This is a genomic window from Bradyrhizobium sp. 17 (assembly GCF_023073515.1).
GTDB classification, from domain to species: Bacteria; Pseudomonadota; Alphaproteobacteria; order Rhizobiales; family Xanthobacteraceae; genus Bradyrhizobium; species Bradyrhizobium canariense_D.
Map to the genome: position 1 here is coordinate 1 of NZ_JADPJQ010000098.1, position 18,655 is coordinate 18,655.

The 18,655-nt window shown below is 59.0% G+C and carries 13 protein-coding genes; 5 read left to right on the forward strand and 8 right to left on the reverse strand.

Translation table 11 applies throughout. The features are described 5' to 3' along the window. Positions 1 to 221 precede the first annotated feature (221 nt). Positions 222 to 2,240 carry a hypothetical protein gene (locus IVB13_RS17800; RefSeq protein WP_247489915.1) on the reverse strand — a complete coding sequence of 673 codons (2,019 nt, stop codon included), beginning with the start codon at positions 2,238 to 2,240 and terminating at the stop codon, positions 222 to 224. Between the two features lie 417 nt (positions 2,241 to 2,657). On the opposite strand from IVB13_RS17800, the gene IVB13_RS17805 reads away from it, so the two are divergent. Further along, the gene (locus tag IVB13_RS17805) at positions 2,658 to 5,993 is read left to right on the forward strand and encodes an adenylate/guanylate cyclase domain-containing protein (RefSeq protein ID WP_256467696.1); all 3,336 of its coding nucleotides are present in this window, start codon (positions 2,658 to 2,660) and stop codon (positions 5,991 to 5,993) included. Between the two features lie 78 nt (positions 5,994 to 6,071). Then, on the forward strand, positions 6,072 to 7,316 hold the full coding sequence (locus IVB13_RS17810; protein WP_247489919.1) for a S8 family peptidase: 1,245 nt from the start codon (positions 6,072 to 6,074) through the stop codon (positions 7,314 to 7,316). A gap of 130 nt (positions 7,317 to 7,446) precedes the next feature. On the opposite strand, the gene IVB13_RS17815 is transcribed toward IVB13_RS17810, so the two are convergent. The 4 genes from IVB13_RS17815 to IVB13_RS17830 all read right to left on the reverse strand — a co-directional run bounded on the left by IVB13_RS17815 (position 7,447) and on the right by IVB13_RS17830 (position 11,695). Continuing rightward, positions 7,447 to 8,673 (reverse strand): hypothetical protein, encoded by a 1,227-nt coding sequence (locus IVB13_RS17815; protein WP_247489921.1) that lies wholly within the window; start codon positions 8,671 to 8,673, stop codon positions 7,447 to 7,449. Positions 8,674 to 8,687: 14 nt separating this feature from the next. Further along, entirely contained in the window at positions 8,688 to 9,089 is a 402-nt protein-coding gene (locus IVB13_RS17820; RefSeq protein ID WP_247489923.1) for a hypothetical protein, read from the reverse strand. Positions 9,090 to 9,758: 669 nt separating this feature from the next. Then, entirely contained in the window at positions 9,759 to 10,430 is a 672-nt protein-coding gene (locus tag IVB13_RS17825; RefSeq protein ID WP_247489925.1) for a hypothetical protein, read from the reverse strand. Next, complete coding sequence (locus IVB13_RS17830) at positions 10,427 to 11,695, reverse strand: site-specific integrase (RefSeq protein WP_247489927.1); 1,269 nt, start codon at positions 11,693 to 11,695, stop codon at positions 10,427 to 10,429. The genes IVB13_RS17825 and IVB13_RS17830 overlap by 4 nt, the downstream gene beginning before the upstream one ends. 274 nt (positions 11,696 to 11,969) lie before the next feature. On the opposite strand from IVB13_RS17830, the gene IVB13_RS17835 reads away from it, so the two are divergent. From IVB13_RS17835 to IVB13_RS17845, 3 genes are all read left to right on the forward strand, one after another. Continuing rightward, on the forward strand, positions 11,970 to 12,956 hold the full coding sequence (locus IVB13_RS17835; protein ID WP_018459677.1) for an NAD(P)-dependent oxidoreductase: 987 nt from the start codon (positions 11,970 to 11,972) through the stop codon (positions 12,954 to 12,956). A gap of 378 nt (positions 12,957 to 13,334) precedes the next feature. Beyond that, the gene (locus IVB13_RS17840; protein WP_085349220.1) at positions 13,335 to 14,615 is read left to right on the forward strand and encodes a PQQ-dependent sugar dehydrogenase; all 1,281 of its coding nucleotides are present in this window, start codon (positions 13,335 to 13,337) and stop codon (positions 14,613 to 14,615) included. A 216-nt stretch (positions 14,616 to 14,831) separates the two neighbouring features. Further along, on the forward strand, positions 14,832 to 15,425 hold the full coding sequence (locus tag IVB13_RS17845; RefSeq protein ID WP_018459679.1) for a c-type cytochrome: 594 nt from the start codon (positions 14,832 to 14,834) through the stop codon (positions 15,423 to 15,425). A 12-nt stretch (positions 15,426 to 15,437) separates the two neighbouring features. On the opposite strand, the gene panE is transcribed toward IVB13_RS17845, so the two are convergent. The 3 genes from panE to IVB13_RS17860 form a co-directional block, all read right to left on the reverse strand. Beyond that, positions 15,438 to 16,361 (reverse strand): 2-dehydropantoate 2-reductase, encoded by a 924-nt coding sequence (gene panE, locus IVB13_RS17850; protein ID WP_018459680.1) that lies wholly within the window; start codon positions 16,359 to 16,361, stop codon positions 15,438 to 15,440. Positions 16,362 to 16,547: 186 nt separating this feature from the next. Next, positions 16,548 to 17,162 (reverse strand): 2-hydroxychromene-2-carboxylate isomerase, encoded by a 615-nt coding sequence (locus IVB13_RS17855; protein ID WP_018459681.1) that lies wholly within the window; start codon positions 17,160 to 17,162, stop codon positions 16,548 to 16,550. Between the two features lie 89 nt (positions 17,163 to 17,251). Next, positions 17,252 to 18,601, reverse strand: coding sequence for an MATE family efflux transporter (locus IVB13_RS17860; protein ID WP_247489930.1), 1,350 nt, complete (start codon positions 18,599 to 18,601; stop codon positions 17,252 to 17,254). Positions 18,602 to 18,655 lie beyond the last annotated feature (54 nt).

Below are 18,655 nucleotides of genomic sequence, written 5' to 3' on the forward strand. Positions count from 1 at the left end.
TCGATCAGCTGCTTCCCTGGGCCTATCGCGCGCAATCCCTCAAAGCCGTGGCCTGAGAACGACGCTTACAGTTAAGCCGTTAACACCGGAGCAATTGCAGGCGGCGCTAGGTAACTTGATCATCAGGGCCGGGCGAGGCGTTGGGCCTCGCCCGGCTGATCGGTACAATTGGCCGGGCAGTTCGTGAGCTTGCCTACTGCTGAGCGGCGGCGCCTCGTGGTCTAGGCCGGATAGAATCCATCACCGTATCCACACACCTGCACCGGACGGAATCCTCGCCGCGACAGATCGTCGAAGGCTTGCTGATATGCCGCGCCATCGAGACCGTGCCGTGCTTGCCATTCGCCCGGCTGGTCCTTGTGCCAAATTGCAGCGTAGCGAGCGATCCCTGTGTCACTGTACCCGCTCACAGAAACCAGACGGAAACCTGCGGCGTTCTGGTCATGAAAAGCCTTTTGGTATTCACTCGCCGTCAACCCGTGCCGACCAACCCATTCTAGGCCAGGGCGCCGTTCCCAGATCGCTGCGAAGCGTACATCAACATTGACCCGGAAACCGCAAACTTGCAGGGGCGCGAAGCCGTCGGCGGCCATCTGATCGAAGGTCTGCTGGTATTGGCTCCGGGACATCCCGTGCCGCGCTTGCCAATCAGAAGATGTCCGCTGTTCCCAGATCGCGGCGTACCGGGCCTGGCCGTTCTCGGCGTAACCGCTGACGCAAACGAGTTGGTAGCCTTTTGCCACGAGATCATCGAATGTGGATTGGTACTGGTCGTTAGTCAGGCCGTGGCGCGCCTGCCATGCGGGACCATCGCGCAGTTGCCAGACAGCATTGAGCCGGGAGCCCGTCCCCTCGCTGTATCCGCATACATTGGTCAGACGGTACCCTTCTCTGACCAGCAAATCAAAAATCGATTGATAGGCCTCTGGGGTGATCCCGTGCCGTGCTTGCCATGCCGATCCGTCACCCTTGTCGAACAGAGCTGCGAAGCGTGTGTTGAAGCGGGAGAGTGCGGCAGACTCTTGTCCAGCCTGCCCAGCCGCGTTGTAGATGTCGGAAAAGTTCAGGTCGGCGTCGATCTGCCAGCCGCTCAGTGTTCCAATGGGAACTGGGGCGGTTGTCGGCGCAATGAACATACGCAGATGAGCGCCCCCGTTTAGAAATAGTCCGTTCACGTCGTGAGGCCCATCGCTCAAGTATGCCGTCCCAAGCTTCGTCGGCGTCCCCGGATTGGCAAAATCCTCAGACCTCCGCAGGATGAGCCGAAACGATGAGTTCCCCACGTTTGCATGCCAGTTGCCAAGCCAACAAGCCTCGCTCTGCACAAACGTCGGATCGCCGACGTCCGTGATGTACCAGCCCGAATTAATCTGCCAGTTCGGATCGTTGTTGTAGGCGATCTCTATGAATTTGCCTTCGCCCCAGTGGTTCTTGGCGAAGAACACCTGCCGATTGCGATCGAAGCCGATCAGCAAAAGCACGTGACCTCCGATGTTCGGGGTCTTGTGAAAGACATCGCAGATTACTTCGCGGTCTGCGAGAATGGTATTCTCTAGCGCGGCGATGCTCGGGTTGTTGCCGAGAGAACCCCAACCCGCGGCCCTATAGCGAGCGTTCACCCGCGCCAGCAGCGGAATGTGTTGCTCGCAAAATTCAACGGCGTCGTAGTCCTCCTGGCTCGCCAGTGCTTCTACGCCGGCAAATCCCAGTACGGGCAAGATGTCCAACAACGTCTGTTGATTTTGCAAGTATGGAGCCGCGTCCTCTGGAGGCGAGGCATTCTCTGAAATCTTCTCTGCGATGTCGCCACTGCCTTGGAATCCGGTCAGAGAGGAGTTGTTCTCTACCGGCCGCGCTGCAGCCCCCGCGCTGTCTCGGTTCAAAGCAAAGGCTTTGCCCATATGAAAGATGTATTCTTCGGATACGTCGATGAGCAGACCATACTTGCGTCGATATGCCGCCTCAAGCGCTGCGGCACCCGCAAACGCCCAGCAGGTACCGCGGTCGTTCTGTAGCTTGAATCCCGATTGCCATTGCGCCAACGAATAGACACCGTCGACGGGCTCCCGGAGCGCTCGCGGTCCAAGAACATCCACGCGTCCGAACTTCGTGGAGACTCGCAAGCCTTCGGCCAACGCCTTAGCGTAGGTATGTTTGTCCAAAGCCGGTGACGGGGTGACCTTGGCGTGCTCCGGTTTTCCTCTGAGAAACGCTGCCGTCTGGGATGAATAGTGAAGCATGTTGCCTCCGACCGAGTTGTCAATGTGGTAGTGTCATCTATTCCGTGACGCCTAAGTTGAGTACGTCTGACCGCGTGGAACGCGTGTGAACTCGCTCACATCGGCAAAATGAATCTACGAGTTGGTCTGCGCCTTCCGGATTGGCGTCCTGAGGGAATTCTCATCAGTGGGCGGCCTAAGCTTGGTATTCGCGAGTTGTCTCGGATTTAAATCGATAAGCCAGCGGCTGCTTCCCATAGACCGCTTGCCTGTCTGCGCCCGGGCCAGCTTAAATGGTAGCGTGGATCCGCTGGCCCAAGTCAGGAGCGCGCTGGTGCACTAGGGCCTCGGAGCGGGCGCCAGGGCCCTTATGAGGTTGCTGGCGCCCCCCTTCCGAAGTACGATCTCCTATAATGCCACTGCGGGTTGATCTGCACGATGAGATGTCCGAAGTGTCAGCACGAAAACCGAGCTGAGGCAAAATTCTGCGAGGAATGTGCCGCTGCCTTCATGCGCGGTTGCTCGAACTGCGGCAGTCCGAATTTGCCGGCAGCGAAATTCTGCTCGCAATGCGCGCATCCTACCGGTCTCGATGGCGAATACCGCACGGACACCCGGTTCTCTTCCCCCGACGCGTATACGCCTAAGCATCTCGCTTCCAGGATTCTCACCTCGAAGCAAGATCTTGAAGGCGAACGAAAGCAAGTCACCATTTTGTTCGCGGACATCGTTGGGTCCTTTGAGATCATAGCCGATCGAGATCCTGAGGAAGCGCAGAAGCTGCTGGATCCTGTGCTTGATCACATGCTCGAGGCCGTTCACCACTTCGAGGGAATGGTCACTCGGGTTATGGGAGACGGCGTTATGGCAGTGTTCGGTGCTCCGCTGGCCCACGAGGATCACGCGGTTCGAGCATGCTATTCGGCGCTCAGGATGCAGCAAACGGTTTCCGCATATGCGGAAGAAATTCGCCGCGTTCACGGCGCCCCGATTACAATTCGCGTGGGCATGAACTCCGGTGAAATCGTCGTCTCCGCGATCAACAACGATTTGTTCATGGACTATACGGTGGTCGGACAGACAGCCCATCTCGCCTCTCGAATGGAACAGATGGCGATGCCGGGGTCAGTGCTGGCGACGGCTGACACGGTCCGGCTGGTAGAGGGCTACGTGGAAGCAGAGTCGCTCGGTCTGATGCCCATTAAAGGATTAAGTTACCCCGTCGAAGTCTACGAAATCATCGAAGGCGCTGTCGAACGCACAAAGTTCCAGGTCGCAGCTTGGCGCGGACTAACCCCCTTTGTAGGCCGAGCAGTCGAAATCCAACAGCTCAGTCAGGCTCTCCATGAAGCCCGTGGGGGTCACGGCCAAGTGGTGGCCGTCGTTGGGGAGCCTGGCATGGGGAAGTCACGGCTGATCCACGAGTTCGTGCACTCTGCTCATACCGAGGATTGCCTGCTTCTCGAGACGAATTCGGCTTCGTATGGCCATGCCGCGTCGTACCTGCCTGTGATCGAATTGCTGCGCCACTACTACTTCAAGATTAATCGACGGGACAACGCGAAATCGATCCGCGAGAAAGTGACAGAGAAAATTCTGGCGTTGGATCCTGCTTTACAGGATACGATCCCACCTTTGCTGGACCTGCTGGACGCGCTGGATGCGGGCCATCCTTTCCAGTCCCTGGATCCCCTCCAGCATCGCCAGTACACTTATCAGGCAATCACCCGGCTGCTGTTGCGCGAGAATCGCGTTCAGCCGGTTGTTGCCGTGTTTGAGGACTTGCACTGGAACGATTCCTTGACGCTCGGTTTGCTGAGCGAAATCGTCGTGAACGCACGCGACGCGCGCCTCCTTCTGCTGGTAAGCTACCGTCCCGAATTCGTTGACGAGTGGAAGGGCCGGCCAAACTACCGAAATCTGCGACTTCAGCCGCTTGAGAGCGAGAGCCTGTCCAAGCTGTTGCAATCCCTTCTCGGATCGGAACCTTCCCTCGACAGTCTCAAACGCTTTGTTCTCGATCGAGCCGGCGGAAATCCGTTCTTTCTGGAGGAATTAGTTCGCGCCCTCGTCGATCGCAAGGTGCTGATAGGTCCGCGTGAGAATTACACAATCGGTAAGCCTTTCTCGGGCAACGAGATTCCCCCGACGGTCCAGGCAGTCCTCGCCGCCCGCATCGATACATTACCAAAAAGCGAGAAACGCCTGCTTCAGGAAGCTGCGGTCATTGGGCACGACGTTCCTGTCTCGCTCCTTCAGGAGATCAGCGGCCTGACGGACGACGAACTTCGTCCTCTACTCAACAATTTGCAGGCTGCTGAGTTTGTCTATCCCACGCAATTATTCCCTGACCTTCAAATTTCGTTCAAACACGCGCTCACTCACGATGTCGCTTACGCTGGCTTGCGAAGCGACCGGCGAAGCGAGATCCATCGGCGCGTCGTTGCGGCCACCGAGAAGCAATATGCGGGCCGCATCGGAGAGCAGGTCGAAAGGCTTGCCGATCACGCGCTTCGTGGTCATCTACCGGAGAAAGCCGTCATGTATCTGCGGGAAGCAGGAAAAAAGGCGGCGGATCGCGAGGCCTATCCGGAGGCGGCGATGCTTCTAGAACGAGCTCTGGAGGCTATGGCCCAACTGCCCGAAAGCGTTGACACCGTTAAGAAGGCTATCGACATACGTTTTGAGATGCGCAACGTGCTGCAGCCACTTGGAGATCGTAAACGTATCGCATCCTTGCTCGATGAAGCTGCTCAGCTCGCTGAAAAAATTGGCGACGACCAACGCGCCGGGTGGGTGCAATCCTATTTCACCGAGCAGTTCTGGATGCTGGGTCGCTACAAGGAGTCTATCGAGGCGGGAGAAAGGGCGCTTGCCGTCGCCGATCAGATTTCAGATATGCCACTGCGCGTTGTCACAAACTTGCCGTTGGGCTTGGCGCATCACACAAGCGGAGACTACAAGAATGCGCTTGAGTATTTTGGTTGGAACACCGCCAATCTGGAGGGCAAATTATTAAATGAGCGTTTCGGGATGTTCGTCCTCCCCTCGGCATTTTCGCGCAGCTTCATTGCATGGGCCTTGGCCGACCTAGGGCGATTTTCCGAGGCTTTCGCTATCGGCGAAGACGCGCTACGTATTTCAGAGAATGCGAGTCATCCGTTCAGCTGCGGATACGCGCATCTTGGTCTCGGGGTTGTGGCTCTTCGTCAGGGAAATGTGCGCCGAGCACTGCGCTCCTTTGAGCGCTCGCTGGCCGCTGGCGCCTTTGCAGATAGCCCAGTCGGCTTCGCATTCGTTGCGCTGCATCTGGGTTATGCTTTGGCTCTCGCGGGACGCGCGAATGAAGGAATTCCCATTCTGCAACAGAGTATCGAGGTGGCGGAAACCCGACGGTTCGTTGCTCGCCACTCCCTACGCCTCGCCTACGCAAGTGAAGCCTACCTTTCGCTGGGCCGGGACACTGATGCGTTACAGATAGCGAGACGAGCACTTGATTCGGCCCGCGAACATAACGAGCGGGCAAACGAAGCTTATTCGCTGCGAATGCTCGGAGAAGTTGAACTATATCGCGGGGATCAAAGCAATGCAAAGATGTGGTTGACCGAGAGTTTGGCAATTGCAGAGGAGCTTGGCATGCGCCCCCTCAAGGCGAACTGCCATAAAGGGCTTGCCAATTTGTTCGACCTCGGCAAGCAGAAATCTGATGCAGAGCGTCATCGCGGCCTTGCCGATTCGCTAGCTGAAGAAATGGAAATGAGGTTTTGGGGATAGGGTTCGATGTGAAGCAGATCACAAGACGCCGTCACAGGTTGCGATAATTTAGCAAGCCATACCATGTGAGGGACGGTCATGCCCGAGCGCAAATCAGTAATCGTTACATTCAAACGGAAAGATCAGCGCCCTGACCAGGAGATGGACAAGCTTGAGATCTTGCGAGGGGCCCTGACGAAAGGGACACGTTCACATTTCTTGGATCCCGCAACTCTCGCAACTGGCCCCGACCGAACATCCATCAACGAGCAGGTCGTCGGATACGACGTAAACCAATATGAAGTGCCGATCGTCAGCGCGCAACTTAGTGAGAGCGAAATCCAGGCCCTGCGCAACAATGGCAATGTTGCCCACGTCGAATACGACGCACCTTGTCGTGCCATCGGCTATGGTCCCTACCATCATTTACGCTACAATCCGCGGCCGGTAACGGTAGAAGCGATCCCGGAAGGTGTGCAACAGGTGAAGGCGCCTTTGGTATGGGCCAAGTCAAAGGGCAAAGGAATTCGCGTTGCCGTCCTGGATACTGGCATTGATTTCTATCATCCGGACCTGAAAGACAATTATGTTGACGGCGTCACCTTCGTAGAGGGCACGTCGACGCCGATGGACGACAACGAGTTTGGTCATGGCACCCATTGCGCAGGTACCATAGCGGCCGCCGAGAATGGCGTCGGTGTGATCGGCGTTGCTCCGGAAGCATCGTTGTATGCGGTCAAGGTGCTGGACAAGAACGCGACGGGGCTATTTAGCTGGTCAATCGCCGGCATAGCTTGGTGCATTGAAAAGAATATTCACATCATCAGTATGAGCTTGGGAAGTGACTGCGTTCCAAACGCCCTAAAATTGATGTGCGACTATGCATGGTCAAAGGGGCTGTTGATTGTGTCGGGAGCGGGCAACCAAGCGAGAAACCCGGCGCCGCCTCAACAATCAAGCGTCGACTATCCCGCAAAGTACAGAAACGTTATCGCTGTATCGTCAATAGACTCGGACGAGGCCATTGCGCCGAACAGCGGCCGCGGTCCCGAAGTTGACGTCTGCGCGCCTGGTGTGGATATTTTGTCAACAATTCCAAACAACGAATATGGAACGTTGAGTGGAACGAGCGCGGCTTGTCCGCACGTGTCGGGGGTTGCGGCATTAACATGGGCAATTCATCCGAACTCTACCAACGAACAGATTTGGAACCTGATCGCCTCAACCGTCGACAACCTCGGTATACGGGGTCGCGATTGCCTCTATGGCTATGGTCGGGTAAACGCGTATGCGGCTTCGGGTGCGCTACTTCCGCCGCCGGTGATCCCGAAGAGGGGCGTTTGATCCCGTCAGGATCAGCTGAGCGAGAGTCGGGGCACGGCGCGCTTGCTGCTCACTCGTTCCGCGGCCGACCTCGGAGAACTGTCGAACATTGCAAGAGGTGTCACGCGCCAGCGCGCGGCACGGGTCACGGTTAACTGAAGATGCGATTGTTCCAGTTCTTCAGAGCATTCAGGACCGTAACGTCGGGAAGCTCATTGATCCGATGCCGGGACGAGATTCCAAGTGGATCGCACTCGATCGCATCCTTGAAAAAGAAAGCCGCCAACATATCTTGTCCGAGCTTTCGTAAGCACAATCCCGCCATATATCGAGCAACGGCACTCGCTGGAGGTCCGAGCATCGCGGCCGTTGAATAGGCTTCGGACGCCTCCTTCCATTCCTGTCGCAGGTAATGAATTTCGCCGAGCTCAGTCCATGCTTTCGAATCGTATGGATCGATGTCGATGACCTTGCGCGACCGTGAGAGGGCTGCGTTCTTATCGCCGAGCCAGAGCGCTTCTTTTGTGCGACTCTCCATGACCGCATGAAGATTCTCCCGGTAGAGAAGATGCTGAGCTGTGGTGCTGGGCTCGATACTTCGCGCGCGTCCTTCGGCCAGGTCCATCGTGCGTTCCATTTCTTTTGCATCGCCTGCGAGCTGCGGCAAGAAGCCGAACGCTCGATGGAACCTGCTTGTAAAGAGACCGGCGGTAAATTCGTCCGCGCCGGCAATTGTGTTTGCGAGAACCGCTTCGAATCGATTGCCCCACCTGACAAGCTCCGCATTATCACAACGATTCTTCGCCTTATGAACAAAGACCTTGGCTGTTGCATTGAAGCATTCAGGAATGGCCGTGGGCGCGTTAAGGGCGATGTCCGCGAACACGGACATGTCGGCGTTCCGATAATTCGAGGTTCGTTCAGGCAAATTGAGAACGAAATTGGCCGACGCGCGCCAGAATGCGAGCCGCGTTGTATCAGAGTCAGCACAACCGGCATCAAGGTGTTCGTATGGAATGAGAGTGAGGAGAGGCTGATAGAGGCACATCGAATGAAGCAAGGAAGCCACCCGAACCTTCTGATTGCCGGGCAGTCCGGCCCATTCGTCCAAAGCACCGCACAGATGTCGCCAACGTTCGCTACGAAGATTTTCGGCAAGTTCACGCGGATCGGCTACAGCGTATGCCTCCCCCGCTTCACGCGCGAGCTGAATACGGAATCCGGGGGAGAGGGCCCGTTGCGGAATAAATGGCGAACGGTTCGGCTCGACAAAGGAGCGCCAGCACTCCTCGAGATTCTGCGCGTGAAGCGGCCCGCCATTGAAGTTGGCAAGATCAAGATAAGGACGTAGCAGCCACGTCGAGAGGCGCGTATCCAAGCCTCGCAAAGGTATTAACCGAATAGCGCGTGCATGCCGCTCTTTTCACCCGTTTGATATCGCTCGTCCTTGAACTTAAGCCATTCCGCCTGTTGCTTGCTTACAAGCCTGAAATTTGCTGCGTAGTCGGGAAACTCTTCGGTGATGATGTCAATGGCGTCACTCAGCTCAGTAAGCATGTAGAGCACGGGTGTGGTCTCGAAAATGAAGTCCTTGTGCTTGACCTGAAGAATCAACGTCGAAATTAGTTCCCAGGTGTTGATGAGCAGCCTGATTTGGGCGTACTCCGTTGTGTTCTGTTCAGCCCGGGCCATTGCAGATACGTCACCCAATTCCCGCCGCCTTACCTCCGCGTGCTGATACAACGGATTGCTGCGCATCTTGTACAAAGTAGCTAGGAGTTGGGTCTTCTTCAAAGTCGCCTCCTATTTGCTGGATCGCAATTTCCTACTGCAACTCTGCCGCATCTTTTAGCACGTCTGTCGGACTCTCGAATACCGCAGGAAATCGATCAGCCGAGCTTTTCACTGTCTCGCCTCGTCGAGAGGCGATCGTCGGATCCATTGTTTCGAGGCGGGAGAGCGAACGCGCGGCTCAAGCTCATCCGCACGGATATTGGAAAATCCCCGCCCAGACAGCACCGCCGCCCCATCACACCAAAAACCAAATTATTGTAGCACTACTTTTAGGCGATGTCCTCTAGTTCACAGGTGAGGCTAGCGGCCTGTGTTTGCACGCGAATCGGGTGCGATAAGAGGATGTCCGCGCAACTGGGCCCATATCGGTGTCTCCTGGGCGATGCCCGAAAAACGCCTGGCTCCGCCGGCGAACGTCCTTTCGCGGCTTCGCAGAACGGCCCTCAATCCGCATGCGCCCGCGTGGCCGACGGCATGAAAAGGAACGGGCGGTTCACCGCAGTGCCCATTGCAGCGCGACAGCATGCAGGCCAACGAATTTCTCTGGCTTGATCCCCCTATGCTCCCCCAAGGCGGGCTGTGGTCTCGGAAACTGCTCAGGATCCTGCGCGGTCAAATTCCCGCCCCAACCTTGAGAGGGTCGAGCTCTAAGGGCTGGAAAATAGAAGCTCAAATAAAGCTTTGCCAAGTGTAGACCTGCACGCACGTCGCTTTTTTAGCTACTCTCTCTCCTTCGCTAAAATGAGAAAACGATACGCGGTCAACGGGGCGCCGATCCTCTCTGGTTGCTGCTTCGAAAGTGAATGCAACTCTTTCTTCGAGCAGAAAATTTCTGAGCTCTTTGGCGAATTCCTCCAGGGGTAGTCGTTGAGAGCCTCCCTTGCCAACTCCTCGCTTTCGTCCTGCCGTCTTCTGGGGCTTAGAGAAAAGCTCCTCACTTCCTGCATCGAGCCAACCTAAGACCTTTTCCAAGTACTCACTCATTTCCTCGACGCTTGAACCGTGCGGGTGAGCCATGGAATTGAGCTCTTCCCGTGAGACATCGTCCAGCCCCGATAAGACCTGCGCAACTTCTCTTAATTTCTTACCCATTCCTGCGCATTGTGCCGGAAGGTCAGTGTAGGCGCTACGGAGTTTTTGGATGGCTTGAAGTTCCGTCTTGCACTCGACATACCGTTGCTCACCTGCTCGCAGCGCCTTTAACAGAGCGTCTTCTTTTCCGACCAGCGGCTGAACAGCCTCACCAAGGCCCTTCTGATCATTGGGAGAGTCAAACGTGATCCGAAATCTAAACGTGTCGTCGGCGAGCGCGTGTGCATGGTGGCGCGTAAATACACTCATCGTACAATGCCCATGATGTGTGCTTCATATGCAGCGACAGCTTCACACTTTTCAGCCAAGTAATCGTACTTGTTGTAGGTCTTTTGAAGACCAGCCTTCGCGTGCCCAATGACTGCGTCTCGAACATCTTGGTTGAAGCCGAGCCGCGCCAGCCTCGTCTCGCAGGTGACGCGGAGGTCGTGAACACGGAACGGCTTTAGAGTGGCGCCAGGTTGCTCGACAGAAATCTGCTTGGAAATTTCCTGGTCAAGGCGAGCCTTGCCTTTGGAGAAGCCCGAGACGGGCACCTTGCCGCCACGGGTAGAGAACAGGAAGTAGTCATTACCTGGCCAGGCGGGCAGCTGCTCGAAAACTGACCAGGCTTGCTCGGCCATCGGGACAATGTGGTCGCGATCCCCTTTATACCGGTCCTTTGGAACCTCCAGCCACCTTTTGTCCGAATTCAACTCGGACCTGCGCGCCGCAGCCCATTCCGTGCGCCGCTGTCCAGTCAGCAGCAACAGGCGGTACAACGGACCAAAGGGATAGCCTAAAGAGGAGCTGGCGTGCCAGACCCACTTAATTTCGTCGTCCTCAAGGGCGCGGCCCGCTTCGTCGTTGTTCTGGAGGTCTCCGCGTTTGAACCCGTGAATCGGGTTATCGGCGATGATCTCGCGGTCGACTGCCCAATTGAAAAAGCGTGACAGATGCTTCCGAAGCTCTCGGGCAACGCCATGACGGCCGCTTTGGACGAGTTCATCGATCAGCTCGTGGATGTGGGAGCGGCGGAGGTCCTGAATCGGTGTTTTTGCCCAACGGGGCAAGGCGTGCCGTCGCAACACGCCATCCACGTTTCGCCAAGCGCCGACGTTCGGGATGATCTCGATTTGCATAAAGCGCTCAAAGACGGCCTCAAACGTGTTGACAGCCCGGATCAGGTTGCGCTCGCGCCTTTCCGTCCGCAGATCGCGACCTTCTGTCGCAGCCTGGATGATGTCCCGGGCCTGCCGGCGCGCATCGGTTAGCTCAAGGGGAGGCGTGCCGCCCAGGGTGATCCGGTGTTGCTTGCCGGCCAGCAGCCGCCCCGTCGGGCTGGTCCCGCCCTCTCCGACGACCCGGTAGATGACGCTAAAGGACTTCACATTTCGGGGCGTGATGCGCAGCAATAGACCTGGGCAGGCCTCGTCCTCGATTTCGATTCGTCCACTCGGCGGTGCCGCCGCTGGGTCGTACCGCAGGCGCTCCACGCCCTGCGGCGTCAACCTTTTCCGGTTCAGGCTCTTCATTTCTGCTCCCCCGGGGAGTGCTGGGGGAGTGCGGGGTAGCGTTTCTCACGCGTACGCGTCCGTACTCCTGGAGACCGGATTGTGTCGCGGTATCAAACATTTGACAAAGCAGGACTTTACGCATGGTTACCAGTTGGTTCTGGGGAGCTTAACCTTGCCAAGGTCGGGGTCGAGGGTTCGAGCCCCTTCGCCCGCTCCAATTTTCTCCCAAAGCATCCAGTGAGCCGGATGGGCACGTGGTTTTGCACGCCTCTGGCGGCCGTTTGGGTCTCGAATGACAATTCTGGTCACAGGCAGCGCGGGCCATCTCGGCGAGGGTCTTCTCCGCACGCTCCGCGGGCGCGATTCGTCTGTGCGTGGGATCGACCTGAAGCCATCGCCCTTCACCGATGCCGTGGGCTCGATCGTCGATTCCGACTTCGTCCGGGCCCAGATGGACGGCGTCACCGCGGTGATCCACACCGCGACCCTGCACAAGCCGCATGTGGCGACCCACAGCAAGCAAGACTTTGTCGACACCAACGTCACCGGCACGCTCAACCTGCTTGAAGCGGCCGTGGCCGCCGGCGTGCGCAGTTTTGTCTTCACCAGTACCACCAGCGCGTTTGGCTCGCAGCTTCGCCCCGAGGCGGGCCAAGCCGCGGTGTGGGTCACCGAGGACCTGCCGCCGATTCCGAAGAACATCTACGGCACGACCAAGCTGATGGCCGAAAATCTCTGCGAGCTGTTCTGTCGCGAGCGCGGCCTGCCTGTCGTGGTCTTGAGGACCTCGCGCTTCTTCCTGGAAGACGATGACGATCCGGCGATGCGGTCGGCTTACGCGCCGGAGAATGCGCAGGCCAACGAGCTGCTCTATCGCCGGCTGGATATCGCGGACGCGGTGAGCGCCCATCTGCTCGCCGCCGAGCGCGCGCCGGACATCGGGTTTGCCCGCTACATCCTGTCGGCCACGAGCCCGTTCGAGCAGCGCCATCTCGCCGCACTGGCGCGCGACGCGGCCGGTGTGGTGCACGAGCTCTGTCCGGATTGTGCGGAGCTCTATGCGGCGCGAGACTGGCGGCTGTTCCCCGCGATTGACCGCGTCTATGTCAACGAGCGCGCGCGGCACGAACTCGGCTGGCGGCCCGAATTCGACTTTGCGCATGTCCTGAAATGCCTTCGCGATGACCGCGATTTTCGCAGCACGCTGGCGCGCGATGTCGGGTCGAAAGGCTATCATGAGACGATTTTCGACGATGGTCCTTACCCCGTCGCCCCGTAGCCGCCACCTTTGCTAATTCGCTCGATTCGTCAGATGTCTACCCGGAGTCACCGGCAGCAAGATGGCCGGAGCCGTTCTACTTTGCATGGGGTTGTTTTCGCGTTTTTTTGTTCCAGACCTCCTGCTGCCTGCAAATTAGCCGCGCATGATCTCGATTCTGCGCTGCAGCGAGAGCGTTGTCGTCGCGGCATTCGCGATCATTGCCTTTCCGTCTCAATTTTTACTGAGCGCTATCGCAGCGCACGCGGCGCGCTTCTCACCGCTCGCAGATGTGCTAACCTTCTGCGTCTGTCCTCTCGACAGAGTCCGAACTTCGCCTCTCGATAGCAAATTAAAATAAATGTGCAGCCCTGATGGCTGCCTTAGGGGAGTGACGCGATGAAATTCCATCGATCCGTCTTTCAATCCGTCCTGGCGCTTGCAGCGGTTGCCCTTCTCGCGGGGACAAGCGTCGGTCACGCGCAGCAGCAGGACAAGAACAAGCCGCTGAAGAAATACGAATCCGGCACCAAGGAGTTCTGGACCCATCCGCCGGACGACTGGTTTCTCGGCGACGAGACCGAGGCGCAGAAGGGCCTGGCGCCGCCGTCGGGTCCGCCCACCGGCGCGTCCGACGCCGAGCTCGCCAATATCGTCAAGAAGGTCAAGCTGCCGCCGGGCTTCAAGATGGAGGTCTACGCCTCCGGCGTGCTGGCCGCGCGGCAGATGGCCTGGGGTGACAAGGGCACGCTGTTCGTCGGCTCATTCGGCCTCGGCAACGTCTATGCGATTAAGGACAACAACGGAAAGAAAGAGGTCAAGACGATCCTCAAGGGCCTGAACATGCCCACGGGTCTGGCCGTCAAGGACGGTGCCCTCTACGTCATCGCGGTCGACAAGCTGATCCGCTACGACGACATCGAAAACAAGCTCGACAATCCCGGCGAGGGCAAGGTCGTCTATGACGACATGCCGTCCTATGCCGCGCATGGCTGGAAATACATCGCGGTCGACAAGGAAGGCTGGTTCTACATTCCGTTCGGACCGCCCTTCAACATCGGCATTCCCCCGACCAGCGTGTCGCAGATCCGCCGGGTCGATCCCAAGACCGGCAATGCGGAAATCTATGCGCTCGGCGTTCGCAACTCGGTCGGGGGCGACGTCGATCCGCGCACCGGCAAGTTCTGGTTCACCGAGAATGCCCGCGACTGGATCAGCGACGATCTGCCCTCAGACAAGCTGAACATGATCAGCAAGATCGGCGAGCACTTCGGTTATCCCTACTGTCACCAGGGTGATCTGCCGGATACCAAGTTCGCGATGGGCCACAAATGCTCCGAGTTCACGCCGCCCGTGCTGAACCTCGGCGCTCACGTCGCTCCGCTGGGCATGAAGTTCTATACCGGCGACCAATTCCCGGCCGAGTACAAGAACAACATCTTGATCGCCGAGCACGGCTCCTGGAATCGTCACAAGTACCAGGGCGGCCGCATCATGCGCGTGATCGTCGGTCCCGACGGCAAGAACGCCAAGCAGGAGGTGTTCGCCTCCGGCTGGATCGAGGGCGACCAAGGCTATCTCGGCCGTCCCGACGACATCATTCTCGCCAAGGACGGCTCGATCCTGGTCGCCGACGACTGGGCCGGCGCGATCTACCGCATCAGCTACAGCAAGAAGTAGCGTAAGACGACGCGAGGCTGCGGTGCCGAGAGGGCGCCGCAGCCTTTCTCATTTCAATTTCGCACGCTGTCGTTTCCGATCGCGCACCGCTTGCGCGCAAGTCCGGAACCCTTGGCCACGAACGCGGGTTATCGAATTCTCAGATGCGTCATTGCGCATCATAGCTCGCGCTTCTTCGCCCCGGAATGACGCGTTCGATAGATCGGAATTCCAATCATGCGCCGGCAGTTCATCTCGCACGCAATCAGCGCGGTCGCGCTCCTCGCGCTCGGTTCTCTCCCCACGAGCGCCGCCGACAATGCCGCGATCAAGGAGAAGGCCGCCGTCTGCGCCGGCTGTCACGGCGAGAACGGCATCTCGCAGACCGAGAACATTCCTTCGCTCGCGGGCCAGCCCGATCAATTTCTGCAATGGCAGCTCGTGTTTTTCCGCGCCGGCTCGCGCAAGAACGACCAGATGCAACCCATCGCCGAGGAAATCACCAACGAGGACGTCCGCAATCTCGGCGCCTATTTCGCCGCGCTGACGCCGCCCACAGCGGCGGAGGACAAGGATCCGGACCTGTCGAAAAAGGGCGCCCAAGTTGCCGCCGGCCGCCGCTGCGCCTCATGTCATACGGATAGCTTTGCCGGCACCAAGGCCGTCGCGCGGCTGGCGGGCCAGCGCGAGGAATACCTGGTCAAGGCGCTGCACGACTACAAGAGCAGCCAGCGCGTCGGCGGCGGTGGCGCTGCGATGGCCGATGTCGCCTATCACATGAGCGATGAGGAAATCACCGCCGTCTCGCACTATCTCGCGTATTTCAAATAGCGGAAGCTGCGGCTACCCCACCCGCTGCTTCTCATACGCTTTCAAATGCGTGTAGGCGATGCGCAGCTTCGGCACCGGCACCTTGGCGGCATCGGCGCGAGCGATGAGGTCGCCGATGACGTGATCGGCCTCGACCGGCAGGCCCGCCTTGACGTCGCGGAACATCGAGGCCGTCATCGGTGAACCCTCGGTGGTGAGGTTGCCCTTCACGCGCTCGAAGAACGGCCCGCCCGGCGTGTAGCCCGACGCGGTGGCGATCGCGCTGGTCTCGTCCAGCATGCCGAGCAGGAAATCCCTGCCGCCGGGAGCGGCGAGAATATTGCCGACGGAGGTGCGCATCAGGCTGGTGGACGCGGCCAGCGAGGACAGGAACACCCACTTTTCCCACATGTCTTGCATGATGTTCTGGCTGGCGGTGGCCCCAGCGATGCCGCTCTTGAAGGCCTCGTCGATCGCCTTGACGCGATCCGACAGCTCGCCGTCGCGCTCGCCGTAATTGATCGACTGCATCGGCTGGAGCTGCACCACCTCGCGCTTCTCGTTGAGCGTCGCGGCGATGGCGCAGAGGCCACCGAGCACGCGCTCCTTGCCGAACTTGTCGTCGAGGATATCGAGATGCTTCATGCCGTTGAGCATCGGGATGATCGCCGTATTGGGCCCGACTGCTGCCGCGAACGACTTGATGGCGTCGTCGAGGTCGAAGGCCTTGCAGCTCAGCAGCACGACGTCGAACTTGTCCTTGAGCGCGTCGGCCTGAATGGTCGGCGGATTTTTCAAGGTCACGTCGCCGTTCGGGCTTTTGATGACGAGGCCGGCGCTCGCGAGCTCGCTGGCGCGCCGCGGCCGGACCAGGAAGGTGACGTCGCGGCCGGCCTGCAACAGCCTGCCACCAAAATAGCCGCCGATGGCGCCAGCGCCGACCACGAGGATACGCATGGGATTGTCCTTGTTGTTGGTTCTTTTTCGTCGTCTTGGCGAAAGCCAGGACCCATTACCCCGACTGCCTCTTGTCGGACAAGTCGGAGCCCCCGCCTATCGCCAAACGCGATCCGGTGGTTATGGGTCCTGGCTTTCGCCAAGATGACGTCGAGGACATTGTTCGGTTTCCCTGCTTCGAGAAAATCACTTCCCCGACACCATCTCCTCGACCTCGCGCAACTGCTCCTTGCCGAAGAACATCTCGTTGCCGACGAAGAAGGTCGGCGAGCCGAACGCGCCCCGCGCGACAGCTTCCTCGGTGTTCTTGATCAGTCTGCCCTTCACCTCCGGTTCCCCGGCGCGAGCGAACAGCTTTTGCGCGTCGAGGCCGGAGGACGCCAGCGCCTTCGCGGCGATTTCCGGATCGTCCATCTTCTTCGGCTCGCCCCACATGTGATGGAAGGCGGCTTCGACATATGCTTCGAACACGCCCTCGAGCTGCGCCGCGATCGCTGCGCGCATCAGGTTCAGCGTGTTGACGGGGAAGAACGGATTCATGACATAGGGCTGCACCTGGAAGCGCTTGACGAAGCGCTCGGTCTCGACCGCGTGGAATTCGCGCTTGTTCTTGATGCCGGCAAGCGTCTCGGCGGGGGACTTGTTGTTGGTCGATTTGAAGATGCCGCCGAGCAGGATCGGCACATATTCGAATTTGACGCCGATGCGCTGCTCGATGGCGGGGATCGCGAGATGGCTGAGATAGGCGTTCGGACTGCCGAAATCGAACAGGAATTGCGGGGCTGTGCGGGTCAAAATCATGCTCCCTGACGTTGCTTTTTTCGCATTGTGGCGCAGCGCGCGCCGCGGGTCTACCGTTTAATGACGGTCATAATCTCTTGATGATTTGGTCAGGTCAGGCGCCGGATCGTCCGCTTGCGCCACACCAGAAGGTAATAGCCCATCTGCAAAAGGAACATGGCGCAGAACACGATCGGATAGGCGGCCCACACACCCTGAAGGCCAATCGTGCGGCTCAGGATCACTGCGGATGGCAGCTCGATCGCCATAATGGCGAAGACCGCGAGCAGCATTGGCGTCAGTGCCACGCCGGCAGCGCGCATCGCGCCGGAAAATACCGTCGCCAGGCCGAACGGCACCGAGCTCCACAGTGCGATGTTGAGCAAGCTCTTCGCCAGCTCGAGCACGGCGTCATCAGTGATGAAGATGCCGAGCACGGCGCGCGGCGCGAGATAGATCAGCGCCACCAGTCCGCCCGTCAGGACGATGTTGAACGCAAGTCCGGTGCGCACGATGCCGTCGAGCCCCGCTCTGTCGCCGCGGCCGACCGCTTGGGCGCCGAGGATGGAGACTGCTATCGAAATCGACATCGCCGTGAACTGCGTGTAGCCCATCACCTGGTTGACCGCGCCATAGGCTGCGGTGGCGTTCGAGCCGAAGCCGTTGACGAGGCCGAGCAGCACCAGCTCGGCGATCGCCATCACCACCATGCCGATCGCGCTCGGCAGTCCAATGCCGAGGATCTGTCCCAGCACCACACGATTGAGCCGCAGATGGCGCAGCAGTGCAGCGTCCGGTGCCAAGGCATGTTTTCTCCGCAGCAGATAGGCCGCCAGCGCGACCAGCGTCAGCGCGTTGGCGATCGCTGCCGCCCAGGCCGGGCTGGTGATGCCGGCCGCCGGCAATCCGAACGACCCGCGGATCAGCATCGGCGTCAGGATCAAGCCGATCGCGGTCGACAAGGCCAGCGCCAGCAAAGGCGTCAGCGCGTCACCGACGCCGCGGATCATCGCCGTCATCAGCAGGAAGACGAAGCCGAGCGGCATGGTGAGCAGCATGATGCGGGCATAGGCGCTAGCCTGGTCGAGAATGTCTGCGGGCGTTGCGAGCATCATCATCAATTGCCGGCTGAAGATGCCGCCGATCAGTGCAATTGCAATCGAGAGCAGCAGGCCGATTGCGAGCGTCGTGCCGACGATGAGCTTGATCCGGCCCTGCTCGCCCGCACCATAGGCCTGGCCGATCAGCACCGTGGCGCCGGTGCTCAGCCCCATGACGAAGGCGAAAAGGAAGAACATCACCGGAAAGAACACCGAGACCGATGCAAGCGCGTCGATCCCGATCATCTGGCCGAGATAGACGTTGCTGACGGTGCCGAACAGTGATTGCAGCGCGTTGCTCAGCATCAACGGCGCGAGGAAGCGCAGAAAACTTTTCCAGAGCGGCTTGGCTGCGGACATGGATTGGCCTTTCAGGGCCTGCGAAACCGTCGCCACGCGCAATGCGCGTGGCCT

Bases quoted from the DNA above. Each gene is read 5' to 3' on its own strand.
- IVB13_RS17800 (WP_247489915.1), bottom strand. From the start codon at position 2,240: ATGCTTCACTATTCATCCCAGACGGCAGCGTTTCTCAGAGGAAAACCG.
- IVB13_RS17805 (WP_256467696.1), top strand. From the start codon at position 2,658: ATGAGATGTCCGAAGTGTCAGCACGAAAACCGAGCTGAGGCAAAATTC.
- IVB13_RS17810 (WP_247489919.1), top strand. From the start codon at position 6,072: ATGCCCGAGCGCAAATCAGTAATCGTTACATTCAAACGGAAAGATCAG.
- IVB13_RS17825 (WP_247489925.1), bottom strand. From the start codon at position 10,430: ATGAGTGTATTTACGCGCCACCATGCACACGCGCTCGCCGACGACACG.
- IVB13_RS17830 (WP_247489927.1), bottom strand. From the start codon at position 11,695: ATGAAGAGCCTGAACCGGAAAAGGTTGACGCCGCAGGGCGTGGAGCGC.
- IVB13_RS17835 (WP_018459677.1), top strand. From the start codon at position 11,970: ATGACAATTCTGGTCACAGGCAGCGCGGGCCATCTCGGCGAGGGTCTT.
- IVB13_RS17840 (WP_085349220.1), top strand. From the start codon at position 13,335: ATGAAATTCCATCGATCCGTCTTTCAATCCGTCCTGGCGCTTGCAGCG.
- IVB13_RS17845 (WP_018459679.1), top strand. From the start codon at position 14,832: ATGCGCCGGCAGTTCATCTCGCACGCAATCAGCGCGGTCGCGCTCCTC.
- panE (WP_018459680.1), bottom strand. From the start codon at position 16,361: ATGCGTATCCTCGTGGTCGGCGCTGGCGCCATCGGCGGCTATTTTGGT.
- IVB13_RS17855 (WP_018459681.1), bottom strand. From the start codon at position 17,162: ATGATTTTGACCCGCACAGCCCCGCAATTCCTGTTCGATTTCGGCAGT.
- IVB13_RS17860 (WP_247489930.1), bottom strand. From the start codon at position 18,601: ATGTCCGCAGCCAAGCCGCTCTGGAAAAGTTTTCTGCGCTTCCTCGCG.